The sequence below is a fragment of the Photobacterium jeanii genome (assembly GCF_001650345.1).
GTDB classification, from domain to species: Bacteria; Pseudomonadota; Gammaproteobacteria; order Enterobacterales; family Vibrionaceae; genus Photobacterium; species Photobacterium jeanii.
Genome location: NZ_LVHF01000012.1, coordinates 592,110 through 609,604, shown reverse-complemented (window position 1 = coordinate 609,604; position 17,495 = coordinate 592,110). Strand labels below are relative to the sequence as shown.

Genomic DNA, 17,495 nt, shown 5'->3' with positions numbered 1-17,495 from the left:
AACGGCAGCCATATGGCTGCCGTTTGTGTTTCTGTTGAAGAGGAACTGCTAGCTTGTTTTGAATTGGCCTACAAGCTGTTGAAGTTCATTACCTGCCGAGTTTAGCTCAGAAACGACTTGCTCAGAGTGGTTGTTCGATTGAATCAAGTTGCTAACGATATCTTGAATAGAAATCATGTTACGGTTGATTTCATCCGTTACCGAGCTTTGCTCTGTTGCTGCTGTCGCGATTTGGCTCGTCATGTCGTTAATGGCTTCAACGGCGCCAGTTACAGACGATAGGCTGTCGGTAATGGAGTTTGCCGCACTCACAGCTTCAGTACAGGTGTTTTGGCTGTGTTCCATAGAGTTTACTGCGTGTGCAACTAGCGAATGAAGTTCATCTAGCATCTCTTTAATTTCTTGAGTGCTGGTTTGAGTGCGACTCGCTAGGCCACGTACTTCATCAGCCACGACCGCAAAGCCACGACCTTGTTCACCTGCACGCGCGGCTTCGATTGCTGCGTTCAATGCGAGTAGGTTAGTTTGCTCTGCGATTTCGCCGATCACTTTTAGTACGTTGTCGATTTTCTGTGATTGCTGGTTCAATGAATCAATATGTTTCGCAGCTTGATCGACTTCATCTACCAACGCACTGATGGATGCCACAGAAGTATCAACACGTTGTTGAGCGAGTTGTGAGTCTTGGCTTGCGTTGCTTGTTGCATCAGAAACGTCGTTCGCGTTGATAGCCACTTCACTTGCCGCAGAGCTCATTTCCGTTACAGCCGTAACAACTTGTTCAGTTTCGTTGTTGTGCTCGTTTAGCTGTTGAGTAAAGCTGTGTGTTTGCTGCTGAATGCTGCCAGCTGCGTGTCCTACGTGCTCAGTGACATCGGCAACTTGTTTGATTACCGCTTGTAGCTTTTCAACAAAACGGTTGAAAGCTCGACCAAGATCCGCGATTTCATCGTTACCCTGTACATTTAGACGACGTGTTAAATCACCTTCACCGTCAGCAATGTCGTTAAGAGTATCAACCATGTTCTTAACAGGTGTTGTGATGCGGTTAGTTGAGAACCAAATCGCAAGCATCGTAATGATTGCCAGCGCGAGTGAGCTTAGGAAAACGAGGTTGAAGCGTTCTTGCATTGCAGCTTCAGCTTTTACGCGGTAAGCCGCAACGTCTTCTTCGATGTCATCAATGTAAAGACCTGTACCGATGAACCATTGGTTGTTATTGACTGGTGCTGCGTAGCTAAGTTTAGGGAATGCGGTGCCACCTGCTTTTTTCGGGTAGGTGTAGCTGACGAAGTCACCACCATTTTGCGCTGCGGTTACTAAGTCTTTTAGGAAAGCCACGCCATTGACATCACGGGCACCGATGCTGTTAGAGCCGTGCTTGTTAGGTGCGCTAGCATGAACAATGTTGGTGCCTTTCATGTCATAGATAAAGAAGTAGCCAGAATCCTCGTCTGCAAAACGGATAGGCGTAAGTAATTCCCGTAGTTCGGTAATTGCTTGCTGCTCAGAAGGGGCATCATCAAGGATTTCTTCTACAGAGTATTTAATAATGCGAACAGCGTCTTGGAGTTGGTATTTTCGTTCGCTAATTAAACGTTCTTGATAATGTGTGATTTCGTCAGTTAGAGCGTTTTTTTCCAAAGATACGATCAACCCAATCGCAACCGAAATGGTAATAAATAGCGGCAGTAAGCTTAGTAGTAGCAACTTGCCTTGTAACTTTAATCTCTTCATACAGCACAGCCTAATTGTAATATTTATACGTCGTACAGGAATAATTCATTTACTCCCTGTATATATATCGACATAAAAGTGCTTGCCTTTATAGAATGTTATGCTGTTTTTGTGATGTAGAGATGTAAAACGACTGGTCTGATGAGGTCTTTCGTTTACAAGATGACCAGTAAGCTGGTTACTGGTCGATCTTGATCACAGAGAGGTGTAGGGGATGTGCTACATAGTCCAGAGCAACAGCGCGAGTATCTGCGGGGAGAGTATCCGTAGACACATTACCAAAGGGTAGACTGTGGCATAAGACAGGGCAGCCGCACCGCTACTGGTATGGATATTATTAGCGAATGCGAGGGCTGGTGGATCTGTCATTGAGCCAGCGAGCATTCCGCAAATCGTCAGGTAGTTTACTTTGGCAAACATGCGAGCGAGAGTGCCGACAGTGATCAAAGGGATCAAGGTGATCATCGCCCCATAGCCCATCCAACTTAGACCGTCGCCATTAACCAAGGTATCGACAAAGCCGCCACCTGATTTAAGCCCAACCACGGCTAAGAAAAGTACGATCCCAATTTCACGTAAGGCAAGGTTGGCACTTGGAGGCATAAACCAGTACAGCTTACCAATGCTACCCACACGCGCTAAGATTAGAGCGACAATAAGTGGCCCACCTGCTAGGCCTAATTTGATTGCCGCCGGAAAGCCCGGAAGATAGAAGGGGATAGAGCCCAGCAAGACCCCTAAACCAATACCAATAAATACTGGCAGCATTTGTACTTGCTGAAGTTTTTGGTGCGCATTACCCACAATGCCGCTTACCGCTTCAATGGCTTCGTGACGACCAACGAGGTTGAGAATATCACCAAATTGAAGGGTAGATTGACTGGTAGGCACCAACTCAACACCCGCCCGGTTAAGGCGAGACACCACCACATCGTATTTTTCTTTTAGCTCAAGATCGCGGATCTTTTTGCCTAACACGATTTCGTTGGTGACGACTAAACGCTGAACACGCAGTTCTGTGCCACGAGTAGATAGCGAGGCATCAACTTCTTCACCGATAACAAGCTGTGCTCGTTTGAGTGCCTGTCGCTCACCAACCAAGTGTAATAAGTCATTGGTTGCGATAGTCGAGTCAGGACGAGGGATGTGAAGTTGTTCGCCACGTTTTAGACGAGAACAAACGATAGAGCCTTCAGTTAACGCTGGAACATCTTTAAGCATTAAGCCATTGAGGTTAGTGTTTTTCACTGCCACATTAATGGTGTGTAGGGTATGCTTTTTTTGTCCATGGGTAACTTCAAACTCTTGGGCTTCGTCTTCGATATCGACACGAAATGCCAACCTAAGGATCCACATGGTTAATAAGATCCCACAGATCCCGAATGGGTAAGCCACGGCGTAGCCCATACCGGTAAGATCTAACATGCTTTCTTGGGCGCCTAGTTCGCTCAGAATTTGCTGTCCAGCACCTAAGGAAGGAGTGTTCGTGACGGCGCCAGAGAATACCCCGAGGATCACAGGAAGGGGGACATCGAATAGTTTGTGTAGCAAAATAGCCACTACACAGCCGAGTAACACGATTAAGGCAGCAAAACCGTTAAGCTTCAAGCCTGAGCTCCGAAGAGAGGCGAAAAAGCCGGGTCCGACTTGGATACCTATGGTGTAAACGAATAAGATCAGACCAAACTCTTGGATGAAGTGCAGGGTATGTGAATCAAGACCTATGCCCCAAGCATCGGTAAAGTGACCAACTAAGATACCGCCAAACAGTACCCCGCCAATTCCTAAACCCACGCCATAGACTTTCCAGTTCCCAATCCATAAGCCCAGCACCGCAACCAGCGCGAGTATGCTGATTGAGAGTGCAATATCACTCATGATGAGTCTCCATTTTTATACGAAATCGTGAAAACTATCCGCGATAGCGTGTACTTGAAGTACATCAAAGGCTGGCGCCAGGGGTAGTGAAGCGGAACTCAGTAAATACTGATTTCGCCAGTGCGAAAGGAGTAGTAGGGAGTGTGCGGCTAGCTACGGCTGGTGATATTTGATTACCTAATCAAACCCAATCTAAATAGAGCATGATGTGACCTGTTTGCTATCATCAAAAAGTTAATGTCACAAAAATACCTTATAAAAATTAAGGTGTTAAGTTTTGTCATACATATTTGTGGTAAGAGGCACAAATTGCTGACATCTTTCGTTACATTTTCTGATGTGATGCAAAGGATGAATTGATTTTGTAATCGTTGATGCGAGTAAATAAGAAAGCTGCCGAAGCAGCTTTCTTTTGGGGAAGTTTTAGGTTTTGGTTAGAAGTTATAACGTGCCAATAGGGCGTATTGGTCGGCACCTGTGTCGACACCATTATTGTCTTTCGCTTTAGTGCCAAGTTTAAGCTCTAGTGCAATAACGATATTGGCTGGAACCCAAGCTGCACCGATTAGACCGTAAGTTAATTCAGCATCGCTGTTATCATCGGTAACGCTGTTATAACCGCCGTAGACTTGGTACATATCTTGGATTGTGTAGGCACCAATTAACTCGTAGCCTTTTGCTTTTTCAGCAAGATAAGTATTACTGAAGCTGATGTGATTTTCATACTGACCATATTGTGCTGCAGCGTAGATATTGTTGTTATCGTACAGCGCAGCTAGTGACCACACTTTGTCATCTTCTTCGCCTTTGTACTTGGTTTGACCGTAAGTACCACCAAGACTTAAGCCGACTTGCTCGATATCGTAGATTACACTACCTTGTAGACCATATTCACGATCACCAGTAGATGAACCATTTTCGAACTGATATTGCACACCCACTTTCACAGGACCGAATTGATTACGGTAGGTAATGGCTTCATCAGCACGACCTGTACCCGATACACCGCCGTCACCACCAGCAGCACCGCCTTCATCACGACCGTCATAAGTACCTGACGCTGTACCACCGTATACCCAGAATACATCCGTCCAACCGGTTACATCGTAGTAAACAGACCATTGTTTACCGACAGTAATCAATCCAGCATCATCGTGTGCAAAGTAGATGTTACCCAAACGGTTACCAAATTCTTGGTCGCCATTTGCTACAGGGTTATAACCCCATTCCGCTTTTGCGCCTGCGACCCAGTCATTGACTAAACCGTGGGTGAAGCCAAAGTTGATACGCGAACTACTATTGATGAGTTTATTGGTGCTATCTTCGTTACCAACAGACTTAGTGTGTTCAGCACGAACAGCAAGACGACCACCTACTGAGAACGAGGTATCGCCATCACGGTAAACTTCTACTGCTGATGCTGGAAAAGCTACTACTGATGCCACTGCTAGGGCAATGAATGACTTATTCATCTTTGATCCCTTCATTATTGTATTGTGTTTTTAATGAGGTTGTTAAACCACAAACAACCATTCCTTTCGCGTATAAAGCTAGACGTTGGGGTCAAGAAAAACGAATGAAAGTTCCACAAAAAAGTGACATAAGTAAGGTTATGTGAGTGCACCTAAAGAACAGCGTACGGTGATTTGCTTATATGCAATTATGAGCTATTAATTAAAGATTATGCCTATATAAAATAGCTGGATTTACGCTTAGGTGGGTAAGATTGATACTTGCTGAACTGAGCAATGGCAGCAATCCAGAGGCTTTTTAGAACGGATGCGGCAAGGAGAGATATGTGCGCTGTAATGATTACAGCGCACATATTGATTATTTCTTAAGTAAGGAAGACATAGTACCAGTAATGTCTTCGATGCTGCTGTGAGCACCCATATTGATAAGGTATTTACCTTTAATAATGAAAGCTGGGATCGCGTTAAGCTCAGAGCTACGCATAATACCATCAGCGTATTCCATTTTTGCCACAACGGATTTTTGTTCTTCTTCAGTTAGCTCGTATGGCGTTTTCATGTCATTGTTTTTATAGATGTTTTCTAACTGTGTTTTACGCTCTTGTTCTGAAGCTTTTGATGGCTCTTGGATGTAACCAAATAGGTCATCCATAAACTTAGCGCTTGGTTTACCTTCCGACTGAATCACCCCTGTGTAGTACATGAATGCAAGCATTTGAGAACCACGATCGAAGGTAGCATGTACTTTGCTAATTTTCGTGTTGGTGATTTTTTCCATTTCAGGAATAAGGGTTTCCATTGTACGGCAGTGACCACACCCAAATGAAAAGACTTCCATAACTTGTGGCGCATTGGTGATTTGATTCGGAAGTAGGGTGTAATGTTCACCTTGCTTTGGTTTATCAGCCGCGTGACTGCCAGTTGCTACCATCAGCATTGAAGCTGCCACTAGAAAAGGTTTGAAAAAGTTCTTCATTGTCTATTCTTCACTTGGGGAAAAGTTGAGCACACTATAGGTGAAAAGCGACTCAGCGAAAACAGGAAAAGAGTATTTTATTTGAAATAAAACCATTGTGTTTGGCTGACGTTAATAAATTGGGGTAAATCACACAATTATTTATACGGTTTGCTGTGGTACTAAGTCTGATTTGTCTCACAACTCACTTATACACTCGAATCAAGACAAAAAAGGGCGCTATAAAAGCGCCCAAAGGATTCAGAAAAAGCAGTAACCTGATTAGAAGTTGTAACGCACTAATAGTGCAAGTACGTTGTCTAGGTCTGCATCTGAGCCGTTACCATTTTTGCTGCTGGTATCGATTTTGTACTCAGTTGCAAGAATAATTGGGCCAGTGAAGTACGCTGCACCAACGGTTGCGTAAGCGTATTTCGCATCTGAGTTATCATCGCTTAATTGGTTGTAACCACCTAATAGTTGGAAGTTACCAATATCATAAGAACCAAAGACTTCTACGCCAGTTGCTTTCTTAATTGCGCCATGGGTAGTCGTTTCTGCGCCAGAGAATACGTAGTCACCTTCGTATTGGTGATTGCGTGATTGGCTGTAGTTTGCTGCTAGGTAAAGACCATTGTTTTCATAGTTCGCGACGATGTTGCCAATTTTCGCATTTTCGCGATCATCGAATTGGGTTTCAGAGTAAACACCGCTTAAGCCAAGACCGAAATCAAAGTCGTACCCAGCCATAGCTTGGTATCCGCCCTTACGTTTCCAATCTTTGTTATTACCGTCAGTACCATTACCTTCAAATTGGTATTGTAAGCCAACTTGGAAACCACCGAAGTTATTACGGTATTGAATTACGTCGTCAGCACGACCTGTACCATGGATGCCGCCATCACCGCTGATACCGTCGTAGTTACCAGCGGTATCACCACCGAATACCCAAAATAGATCGGTTTTTCCTGCGACATCGTAGTGAATTGACCATGCCTTACCAATAGTAAAGTGACCAATGCCTTCTTTATCTGCCGTAATGTAACCTAAACGGTTGAAGATATGGCTACCTTCACCGCTGTTCGCCAGAGCATCGTAACCCCATTCCGCTTTGGCACCCACATCCCAGCCACTTTCTAGGGCGTGAGTGAAACCAAAGTTAATACGAGAAGATTGGTTTTTTAGCTCGCTATCGCCATCGGCGAACTGCGCACTGACTGCTAAACGACCACCAACAGAGAAGGTGTTGGTATCATCGTTGTAGACTTCAATTGCGTGGGTGTAAGAAGAAGTTGTTAGTGCTGCTACTGCTAGAGCAAGAATTTTTTTATTCATTTTAATACGTCCTAATTGTTATGTGGTGCGCACTTACATGTCCTAAGTGCTGGTAAGTATTGTTAAGTTTCGAGGACGTATTTCACCAGTGAAAGAATGTAAAACGATCCATTGATATTTTATATTTATCAATAACTTCAGTGACTTAAAGTTTTTTAAACAAATATTTAGCTTTTTTGATTATTGAGGAAAATAACATTAGCTTTTTATTTGGCTTGTTATTGTTTCATGCTTCGAAGTACACGTTGAAAATGAAGAAGTGTGGTTTCAGGTTTAATAGGCTTAACGTGTGATAATACAGTTAAGAAAGTTAGCTAAGTTTCGGTAGGGCGCTGAATAGTAAAGGGCAGCTAGGTACAGGAAGCCAAGTATAGAAAATTCAATATAGGTAGGATGGCCAAGTATAAATCATGCTTGTGAATAAAACTGAGGGCAGTAGGCGGTGGAGTGCGTAGGTAAGTAAGAGAGATAGAAAATCACTTGGTGAAGCAAATAAGGCTTCACCAAGCGATTAAAGCAGATAACTTGCTCTCATAATGAAAGGCGATTTAGAGCTGTTTTAAGTACTGGATAGTGCTAGCCAAATCTTCAAGGTTTTCATGCGCTTCGCTTTTCACAAGGTATTTGCCTTGGACAAGGAAAGCAGGAACAGACACGATTTCTGCATTTTCAACCACAGTCTCAGCTTTGGTTAGTTGCTGATAAACTTGTTTATGTTGTTCTTCTGACAGTTCAAATGGACTTTTAAGCTGGAAGTCTTTGAAAATCCCCATCAGCTTTGCTTTACGTGCGGTTTCGTCTAACTCTGCTGGCGTATCTTGAATGTAGGCAAACAGTTGTTCCATTAACTTAGGATCTGGGTGGCCTTCTGATTGGATAACAGCGGTGTAGTAGATGTAAGCCGCGACTTGTGCGCTTTTGTTAAAGGTAACGTGCACTTGTTGGATATCTGAATCTGTCATCTTTTGGATTTCAGGCAGAATGGTTTCCATGTTACGACAGTGGCCACAAGCTAATGAGAAAACTTCAATTACAGGTGCGCTGGTATTGGTTAGTGGTGTTTTGATAGTGGTGTATTCAACCCCTTCTTTGGGTGTGCTGTTATCGCCACAACCGGTCAGTGCTAAAAGGGTCAATAAAAATGGAATTAGGGTCTTTTTCATGATGAATCATTGTTGTGAGTTATAAGTCGATATTATGAGTATAAACCGCAAAAAAAGCCTGAACCAAACGCAAAACTTACACTGTTTTACACTTATTTTTCGCTAACAGACTGATCCTTTTGGCTGAGGTAGTTATTTTTAATCGTAAAAATGTGAGTAGTGGATTGCACTATCAATAAAATCCAGTATGATTTCCGGCTTTTTTTGATGTGGAGAGCGCTATGTATATCGGTTTTGACTATGGTACTGCGAATTGTTCAGTTGCCACCATGAAGGACGGGAAGCCAAACTTACTTGCGCTGGAAAATGAGGATTTCTATATCCCTTCAACCTTGTGTGCACCGACTCGTGAGTCTGTTAGCGAGTATCTTTATCGTTTTATGGGTGTTTCTCCACAGGGAACAATCGGCGAGCAGGTTTTGCGCCGTGCGATTGCCGCCAACCGCGAAGAAGACATTGAGTTAGAAAAAAACGACCTACTATTTGGTCGCGCTGCGCTTGATTGCTACCTTGATGATCCTGAAGAGGTCTATTACGTAAAATCGCCAAAATCCTTTCTAGGGGCGAATGGTCTTCACGATGTACAAATTAGCTTCTTTGAAGATTTAGTTTGCGCCATGATGAAGAATATTAAAACGAAGGCGGAGCAATCGACCCAGCAAGCCATCACCAGTACTGTGATTGGTCGCCCAGTTAACTTTCAAGGTACAGGCGGTGAGCGTGCCAATATCCAAGCTGAAGGCATTTTACGTCAAGCGGCTCAGCGTGCGGGTTTTGAGCAAGTTGAATTTCAGTTTGAACCTGTTGCTGCGGGCTTAGAATACGAAAGTACGTTAACTGAAAACAAAACTGTATTGGTGGTCGATATCGGCGGTGGTACCACCGACTGCTCGTTAATCGAAATGGGGCCACAGTGGTTAGGTCAGCATGATCGAACTCAAAGTTTGCTGGCGCATAGTGGACAACGTGTTGGCGGTAATGATCTTGATATTCATCTGGCTTTTCGTCAGTTAATGCCGTTATTTGGTTTAGGTAGTCAAAACCAAAAGGGTACTGATATGCCGATCAGCCAATTTTGGAATGCGATTGCCATCAATAACGTAGCGGCACAAACTGATTTTTACGGCAGCAGTAACTTTAAAGCGTTAGATCAATTACGCCGAGATGCAGCAGAGCCTCGAAAGCTTGAGCGCTTATTACAGGTGTATCACGATACTTTGGGTTACCAGATTGTACGTAAAGCCGAAGAAAGCAAAATCGCATTGTCTGATAGCGTTAATCATAGCGCGCAATTGCAGATTTTATCTGAAGCACTCCAAACGGATATTTCGCAGCAAGCATTGGCTGAATCGATTGAAGCGCCTCGCGCGAAAATGGCGGAATTAGTGGTAGAAGCAATGGCGCAAAGTGGAAAAAAGCCAGATGTGGTCTTCATGACGGGGGGCACCGCACGTTCTCCAATCTTGCGTGCAAGCATTGAAGCGCTATTGCCGGATGTTCCTGTTGTCAGTGGTAACTACTTTGGCTCGGTGACGGCTGGTTTAGCGCGTTGGGCAGAGCACTGCTTCCGTTAATACCTTTGTACATTTAATCAATCATTAGCTGAGCTTCGAGCTATTTATCCAAGTTTAATCCAAGCTAAAAACAAAGCCCATCAAATCTAGCGTTAACTAGGTTTGGTGGGCTTTGTTATTTTTGGTGTTTATCGCAGACCAATATGTGAGAGGGCTAAATAGTCATTAACTCGGCTTTGGGGCATAAGCAGAGCACCATCCGTTAGCATTAACGACTTTGCCAGGGAAAAGGGCGCATGGTCGCCATTCATCGCCATCGTTACCTTGAATTAGGGCGCAGTTAGCACAGTGTTTGGCTTCATCAGGTGTTTGGTGAACATATTTTAGCGCGGCTGCTTGCGGATCATCTTCTGCCAGTTTAGGTAGCTCTTCGGCAAGGGCGGGTTTTATTAGTTCTTTGCCCCCCAGTGTCATACCAACAAGACCACCAATACTGAGCTGCAAAAAGCGACGACGTGTAGGGTTAGATTTCATTGCTCATTCCTTTTGTTATTGATACCAATTTTTATGGTTTTGAACCGTGCGGCTTAAGCCGTCTATTGATTAGTACTTATTACGTATTGAATACGAAATTAGTTTAGGTGGTGAGTAAAATCTTGCTTGCTCAAAATTGCTACAAAAATCAGAGGTTTTTCGTATGTATTTTCACCGTATCGACATATTCACTAATCACAATATGAGCGTGTGCATGGTTTTAGACATAAATATCAGCAATGACTTGCAGCAAAATGTGCGCAGGCGCAATATGACGCTGCTTTTATAACAAGAAGGATCGACAATGAATCTATTTTTACTGGACGTTGATGGCACGCTAGTTAATTCAAAAGTGTTGGATCAACGTTGCTTAACGCAAGCAATTAGCGATGTTTTGGGCGTAACCATAGATCCTGACTGGAGTCATTATCAAAATGTGACGGATTCTGGTGTGCTTGATGAGATTCTGAGTAAGCATCAAATCGATGAAAGCCGCTCGTTAGTTCACCGCAAAGTAGAGGCGCGTTACCTTGAGCTTGTCCGTACTGAAATGGCGACTCACCCTCACGCTGAATACCAAATCGAAGGCGCAAAAGAGTTCGTATCGCATTTAGCACAACGTGCCGATACCCATGTGGCGATTGCGACAGGTGGTTGGGAATCAGTGGCTAAATTGAAGCTACGTACCGTAGGTATTGATACTTCATCGCTGACGTTTGCTTCATCTTCTGATGCGATTAGCCGAACCGAAATTATGGCGCTAGCTACTTTCCGCGCTAAGCAAGATAGTGGTGCTGTGTTTGAGCGCCGTGTCGTGATTGGTGATGGTGAATGGAACCGTAATGCATCTCGTGAGCTAGGCTATGATTTTGTGGCTGTTGGTCATCAAGTAGATCATCACACGCAACTGACGAATATGACGCACTACCAGTCGGTTTTCTCACAACTGGCTCTGCAATAAGCTGTTGGCGAGTGTAGATTGATTCACTAAGTGCATCAAAAAGTTAAACAAAGAAGGTAAAAGAGGAGAGCAGTACAAATCACCGTTGAGAGGTGATCGTAGTTCCATCTTTGCAACATATCACCACCAAGCAGCAATGAGTCGGTTAGATTTAGAGGTAAGATTTCTTAGCCGTGTTCTTTATGCCTCTTCACTGCACGCCATTGTTGCTTTTGATTTCTCTGCTGCTTCCAGTGTTATCTGTTCAAGCAGCAGATGATGATTTTACCTATTGCCATAGCTATGCGGGCTTAAACTTTCCGGATTATCGCGCGCTGTGGAATCCAAAGTCACCACAACAAACAGAACTTAGTTATAAAGCCTTACTGAATTTGGCAACTAAGAGCCACGATAAAACCTACCTTAGCGAATTACTGAGCCAAATTGCTCGCACTTATACGGTTCGCCAGCAATATCAATCAGCCGCGTATTTCTTATCACAAGCCGCGTTATATTTTGATGATGCAGCGCCAACAGCGCGAGGACATTATTGGAAAGAGCAAGCACGGATGAATTACGCTCAACAAGATATGGCAGCAGCAATAGCTTCGCTTGATAAAGCGTGGTTTTGGGCGGAGCAGGGGCAAGACGATAGGTTGAAAGTTGAAGTTGCGCGGCTATACGATGATTACCAATTTCGCCCCGATGAAAATTGGCAGCAAAAGATAAGTCGTATTATTGAGATAACTCAAGATCTCAAACTAAAACATGATGTTATTTCATTAAATTAATCAATTATTAGTCTAGTTTCGACTATCCTTTTAGGCAGGATATGCGCCAAAAGGAGTCGTGGCGATGGATAAACAGCAGTGGTTAGAGAAATGGTTTAACGGTGTGTTAGCAAGAGGCGATCACACGGTTTTGGCAGAATGCGCGGCGGACCCTTTTGTTTTTCATCTTCCCGGTGGGCGAGTGCTAACCATTAGCCATGAAGAGTATGTTGAATATCTAGAGTATTGGCATCAGCGCTTTAAAGGTATGACGTTTATGCTCAAGCAAACGCTGGAAGTCGATAATAAGCTGGTGGCTGTGTATCAATCGAGTGCAACCTATTGTGGCGGTTGGCTGAAAATTCCAGCTCGTAGCAATAAAGCGGTAACCATGACGGGTATGATGCTGTTTATCTTAGAAGATGGCGTAATGACTGAATGCTGGCTTGAAGACAGTAGTTTCGATCTTTATCAGCAACTCACGCGTTCAGGCGTCGATAAAAGCCATAGCTAATTAAAAATCACAGGTAATAAAAAAGCTGCATAGGAGTATGCAGCTTTATGTTTTCTAGCTTTTGCTGTGGTGTGAAATACTGAGCTTTAAGCTAATTGACCTTCACTATCTTCACGAGCGCTCACTTCTTCTTTCATTTGGGCGAAATAAAGTTTGCTTTCAGAGACAACCACTTCACGTAGTAGTACCAAACCAATCAGGTTAGGAATTGCCATTAAGCCGTTAACGATATCGGCAATCAGCCAAATCATATCCAGTTTAAGGAAAGCACCGCCGGCAATTAATACCAAAAATAAGAACTTGTAGGGTTTGATAGCTTTCACGCCGAATAGGTAAGTGATACAGCGTTCACCATAGTAGTTCCAGCCCAGAATGGTGGTAAAGGCGAAGAACATCAGACCAACAGACACCATCAACGGACCCCAGTAAGATGAGTCTAGACCAGAGGCAAAAGCAAAAGTCGTCATCGCAGCACCTGCGTAATCACTTTGCCATGCACCCGTTACCACTAGCGTAAGGCCTGTCATGGTACAAATAATAATGGTATCGAAGAAAGTACCTGTCATAGAGGTTAAGCCTTGGCGAACACAAGAATCGGTTTGTGCCGCTGCTGCTGCCATAGGTGCACTACCAAGACCGGATTCATTTGAGAAAACACCACGTGCGATACCCGATTGAATAGCCAGCATAATACCCGCACCAACAAAACCACCTGTTGCCGCATGACCCGTGAAGGCAGAGCTAATCACTAAGTTTACTGCCGCTGGTAATGCAGATGCATTGGTCGCAAGCACCGTAATACATGCCAGGATATAAAAGCCAGCCATTACCGGAACCACTTTGCTGGCAACGTTCGCAATGGATTTGATACCACCTAGTGTTACGGTTGCTACTAGTAGTGTCAGTAGTACAACAGCGTATTCGCGCGGTACTTCAAACGATAGATATGCAGCATCTACAATGGCATTAACTTGCGGGAAAGTACCAATACCGAAGCACGCTACCCCTAAAGTGAATAGTGCAAAAAGTTTAGCGAGCCATTTGCTGCCAACGCCTTTTTCAAGGTAGTACATTGGACCACCTAGCATTTGACCATTCTCGTCTTGCTCACGGTATTTTACCGCCAATAGGCATTCAGCGTATTTCGTTGCCATGCCAAATAGGGCGGCAAGCCACATCCAGAATAGCGCACCAGGGCCACCCATTTTGATTGCGGTTGCCACACCTACGATGTTACCTGTACCTATGGTTGCTGATAGCGCTGTACATAGCGCGGCAAAGCTTGAAACATCACCTTTACCCGATGATTGCTTTGATTTGTCGCGTGTGAACACATAGCTAAGAGCTAAGGGTAAGTGACGAATTTGGATAAAACCTAAGCGTAATGTCAGGTACAAGCCTGTACCGACCAGAAGGATCAATAGCGGGGGACCCCAAATAAGGTTATCGATAGTTTGTAAAACAGTTTGTACGGTTTCTAAAAGCGGATTCATTGATGCCTTCCTCAATACAACACAAGGAAGAGATACAGAACAACAGAAAATGTTTTTTGACAGAATAGGGGATCTGCCTGCTGATCTTATCTCCTCTGTCCTTTTGCCTGAGAGTTTCACTTACAGCTAAGCTGTAAACTTGCTCCTTCGGCGACCGATTTAACGGTTCTCTCCAGAGGCTCCTCCAACAACAGTCCATACCGATAGCTAATGCTAAATTCGGTGCCTGAAAGATTTACTGCTCATAACCCAAAAGAGTTGGATTGGATGAACGGCTTACTTCTTCGGCGGGCGACCCAATATCAAAAACTGATACTTTTGGTAGCCACTCTCCTGCTGCCTTCAACGGAACTCAAATTTTGAGCGGAAATCATAATCAAAAAAATCTCGCTTGTCTGCCAAAAATTTAACCGATCGAAATAAACTAATTGCTAAAGAAGGTAATTTCTTATGGTTGAGGTTTCATAGAATAATGATGCGTCAAGACTCAAATATGAAAACAATTGTGGTGAAAAGGGCAGAAATTTGGTGCTTAAGTTAGTTTTTCACTTTTGGATTCGTAATTAAATGCCAGCGTTTTTAGATTACTTCGTTGTAATGAAATAAGCTTTTAAAAGCTAAATGTTATATCGATGCCTGCAAATTAAGACAATCTTCGTACTAACTCATTGATGCGCTGTTGCTAGTTTAGTTTTTTATCTTAGGTTTCAAAATATGAGACAAAAGGGTGGAATTGGATTTATTGCACAATTTAGACCTTACTTATTCATATCTAAGAAAAATTTGTATGCAAAAACATGCAAGATAATTAGTAGCATTTTAAGCGTGTTAACAATATTCATCGACAAGGAGTGTCAACGGTTTAGCAACTGAGATTGCTAAGTTTGGTTTTTACCGACACATTCAAAGGTGAATTTGTGATTTGGGTAAGTTGTTACCAACAGGATAAGCCCGTACCGGCAAGGGAAAACTTGAAAGCATCGCACTCTGTTGTTGATGTTTCACCGTTTGAACTACTGTCGACTATGACAGGGCACGAACTGATTTTTCTCGAAATATATAATTCTTCTTCGGAGGGGTTTGAATTACTTCGAGCCGTAAAGAATCGTTTTACATCAGCAAAGATCGTAGTGGTTTACCACAAGCTGGATGCTGATCTTGCGTTGAATGTATTGCGAGCTGGTGGTGAGGATGTCATAGGTGCTGACGCGAATCGACAAGAGTTAGATGAATGCTTTAGTCGTATTCACACCCACAGCATTAGTATTGATACCAGTGCCAATTTTGAGAGTCGGGAAGTCGCGATCCGTCCTGCGTTGAAGATCATTGATGAAAACATCAGTGCACCTTTGCGCGAAGAAGATTTAGCGAATGCGTGTCAGTATTCGCCAACGTATTTTTCACGCTTATTCCATAGCATTATGGGAGTGACACTCAAGCAGTACATTATTAAGAAACGGTTAGATCTTGCATGTGGTTTGTTGCGCTCTGACCGTGAAAAAATAGCGACGATAGCGAATTCGACGGGTTTTAAAGACGTATCGTATTTTTCTCGGGTTTTTAAAAAACACATTGGCTGTTCACCGGGAGAATTTAGAATGCGGCAAAATAAACTCGATGCTTAATCGTGAACAGGTCTGCATAGTTTAAAACTTCAGAACTAGGCTATTTCGTGGAAACATTCGACAAACGCAATTTACGTTAATGTAAGTTGCGTTTTTTATTTAACTGAATATGCACCCATCCTATCTTGGCAGGTAATCTCTTTTATGGTGATTATTGAATATTTTAACCATTAGGACGTTGTACTGAAAAAGGTGAAAAACAGGGTTATTGTCTAAGCTTGATTATGTATAATCGCCACCGCTTCACTTTTATTGAGTGAATTACTCATAGAAGTTTAAGTGAGGTAATTTCATAAGCGGTAAACTTGGCAATAAGACTTAATGACCTCTTTTCACGATATTCTTGGTACTAATGCTTCAATGTCACGTGATGACATAAAGAAGCGTTATAAAATGCTGTCAAATCGTTCACACCCTGATAAAGGGGGCTCGAAAGCTCTGATGCAAATGGTGCGTCAAGCCTATGAGCAAGTGATGAAAGGTAATGGTGAGCGCGAAGCTGTGCGCACCATAGTTAAAAAAGATCCAAGTGGTGAAAAGTATCGAGAGCAGCTTAAAGCGCTAGAGAAAATCCATGAAGATCTGCGTTTTGCTTTTGATGAGAACCAAAGTCGACTCAAAAAGACCGAAGCAGAGCTCAATCACCTTCGTAATACCCAAAGTCAGTCATCTGTAGATGACTACGAGTTAACCCAGCTTCGTCGTGAAAACCTTCGTTTAAAGCGTGAATTGAAAGAAACACAGTTGGATTTAGCCGCTGCGACGCGCTCTAAATCGACCGATGTGAGAGCTCGTGATTATGGTTCGAGTGATCGCAATGATACAAATTCACCCACGTTTACCGCCGCGACAGGCGCATTCCAGCAAGTAAAAAATGCAGGGGTCGAGCATAAGCGCAAGTTTATGGTGATGCTTTTGTTGCCTGCGTTAATCATTGCCGCCATGTTGCTACCTGCGGGGGAGCACATCAGCACGATTTTATCTTTCTTTGATAAACCTGCGGCTGAAGAAAATACGCGCCCAGTGATTATGGACGTGAATCCGATCGATCAAGCTCAACGTGAGGCGCAAGAGCGCGAGTCTGTGGTGATGTCGATTCCGGAGAAACCGAAAGCATTGCCAATGCTTAAGTTAGTGCGTAATCACAGCCGTTGGCATGTGGATTATTTTGCTGAGAATCAAATGCCGTATATTGCGATTCGTAGTGAAGGTGGTTCTTATGTGGTGCGCAGTTGTGATGGTATTTTTAAGTACTATCTTAATCAAAACCAACGTAGTCGTCGCTTACCAGCTAACTTAATTTATGAGCGTAAAGACCGTCATTTTGCGGTGTATAAAATGCCTTATGGTAACGGCTCTACGTTGGAGCAGTGGTCTGGCAGTAAGAGCTTATTGATTAACGATGAGTACTTCCCTAATGCTGGTTTTGATATGGCTTACTATGAGCTTATAAATGCGTGCCAAGTAACGCGTTAAGCTACTCATTATTTGCTAAAACAGTGAAAAAGAGGCGCAATTAGCGCCTCTTTTTGATCCTGGTTTCTTGTCGATCTTAGCTTGGTAAC

14 protein-coding genes and 1 riboswitch are annotated in these 17,495 nt (G+C 43.4%); of the genes, 6 read left to right on the top strand and 8 right to left on the bottom strand.

Features of this window, described 5'->3' with window-relative positions; translation table 11 throughout:
* Nucleotides 1-48: 48 nt before the first annotated feature.
* The 6 genes from A3K86_RS04070 to A3K86_RS04045 all read right to left on the bottom strand — a co-directional run bounded on the left by A3K86_RS04070 (nt 49) and on the right by A3K86_RS04045 (nt 8,540).
* Nucleotides 49-1,737: a methyl-accepting chemotaxis protein gene (locus tag A3K86_RS04070; protein WP_068328107.1), complete on the bottom strand. Its 1,689-nt coding sequence runs from the start codon at nt 1,735-1,737 to the stop codon at nt 49-51.
* A 219-nt stretch (nt 1,738-1,956) separates the two neighbouring features.
* Nucleotides 1,957-3,615 (bottom strand): putative transporter, encoded by a 1,659-nt coding sequence (locus A3K86_RS04065; protein WP_068328105.1) that lies wholly within the window; start codon nt 3,613-3,615, stop codon nt 1,957-1,959.
* Nucleotides 3,616-4,049: 434 nt separating this feature from the next.
* Entirely contained in the window at nt 4,050-5,087 is a 1,038-nt protein-coding gene (locus A3K86_RS04060; RefSeq protein WP_068328100.1) for a porin, read from the bottom strand.
* Between the two features lie 358 nt (nt 5,088-5,445).
* Entirely contained in the window at nt 5,446-6,063 is a 618-nt protein-coding gene (locus A3K86_RS04055; protein ID WP_068328096.1) for a thioredoxin domain-containing protein, read from the bottom strand.
* 261 nt (nt 6,064-6,324) lie between these two features.
* A complete protein-coding gene (locus tag A3K86_RS04050; protein WP_068328094.1) occupies nt 6,325-7,377 on the bottom strand; it encodes a porin in 1,053 nt (350 codons plus the stop codon).
* 548 nt (nt 7,378-7,925) lie between these two features.
* On the bottom strand, nt 7,926-8,540 hold the full coding sequence (locus tag A3K86_RS04045; protein ID WP_068328093.1) for a thiol:disulfide interchange protein DsbA/DsbL: 615 nt from the start codon (nt 8,538-8,540) through the stop codon (nt 7,926-7,928).
* 221 nt (nt 8,541-8,761) lie between these two features.
* Here A3K86_RS04045 and yegD point away from each other — a divergent pair, with 221 nt between their 5' ends.
* Nucleotides 8,762-10,114, top strand: a complete 1,353-nt coding sequence (yegD, locus tag A3K86_RS04040) for a molecular chaperone (RefSeq protein WP_068328085.1) — start codon at nt 8,762-8,764, stop codon at nt 10,112-10,114.
* 165 nt (nt 10,115-10,279) lie between these two features.
* On the opposite strand, the gene A3K86_RS04035 is transcribed toward yegD, so the two are convergent.
* Nucleotides 10,280-10,588: a high-potential iron-sulfur protein gene (locus A3K86_RS04035; protein WP_068328084.1), complete on the bottom strand. Its 309-nt coding sequence runs from the start codon at nt 10,586-10,588 to the stop codon at nt 10,280-10,282.
* 304 nt (nt 10,589-10,892) lie between these two features.
* Between A3K86_RS04035 and A3K86_RS04030 the strand changes: the two genes are divergently transcribed.
* The 3 genes from A3K86_RS04030 (at nt 10,893) to A3K86_RS04020 (ending at nt 12,812) form a co-directional block, all read left to right on the top strand.
* The gene (locus tag A3K86_RS04030) at nt 10,893-11,549 is read left to right on the top strand and encodes an HAD family hydrolase (protein ID WP_068328083.1); all 657 of its coding nucleotides are present in this window, start codon (nt 10,893-10,895) and stop codon (nt 11,547-11,549) included.
* Nucleotides 11,550-11,731: 182 nt separating this feature from the next.
* Nucleotides 11,732-12,319 (top strand): hypothetical protein, encoded by a 588-nt coding sequence (locus A3K86_RS04025; RefSeq protein ID WP_068328080.1) that lies wholly within the window; start codon nt 11,732-11,734, stop codon nt 12,317-12,319.
* A 64-nt stretch (nt 12,320-12,383) separates the two neighbouring features.
* Nucleotides 12,384-12,812, top strand: a complete 429-nt coding sequence (locus tag A3K86_RS04020) for a nuclear transport factor 2 family protein (RefSeq protein ID WP_068328078.1) — start codon at nt 12,384-12,386, stop codon at nt 12,810-12,812.
* Between the two features lie 86 nt (nt 12,813-12,898).
* Here the strand turns inward: A3K86_RS04020 and A3K86_RS04015 are convergent, their stop codons facing one another.
* Complete coding sequence (locus tag A3K86_RS04015) at nt 12,899-14,305, bottom strand: alanine/glycine:cation symporter family protein (protein WP_068328076.1); 1,407 nt, start codon at nt 14,303-14,305, stop codon at nt 12,899-12,901.
* 85 nt (nt 14,306-14,390) lie between these two features.
* Nucleotides 14,391-14,491, bottom strand: a riboswitch (glycine riboswitch).
* A gap of 731 nt (nt 14,492-15,222) precedes the next feature.
* Here A3K86_RS04015 and A3K86_RS04010 point away from each other — a divergent pair.
* Together A3K86_RS04010 and A3K86_RS04005 are read left to right on the top strand one after the other, a co-directional pair.
* The gene (locus tag A3K86_RS04010) at nt 15,223-15,930 is read left to right on the top strand and encodes a helix-turn-helix domain-containing protein (protein ID WP_068330188.1); all 708 of its coding nucleotides are present in this window, start codon (nt 15,223-15,225) and stop codon (nt 15,928-15,930) included.
* A 321-nt stretch (nt 15,931-16,251) separates the two neighbouring features.
* Nucleotides 16,252-17,406, top strand: coding sequence for a DnaJ domain-containing protein (locus A3K86_RS04005; protein ID WP_068328073.1), 1,155 nt, complete (start codon nt 16,252-16,254; stop codon nt 17,404-17,406).
* Nucleotides 17,407-17,495 lie beyond the last annotated feature (89 nt).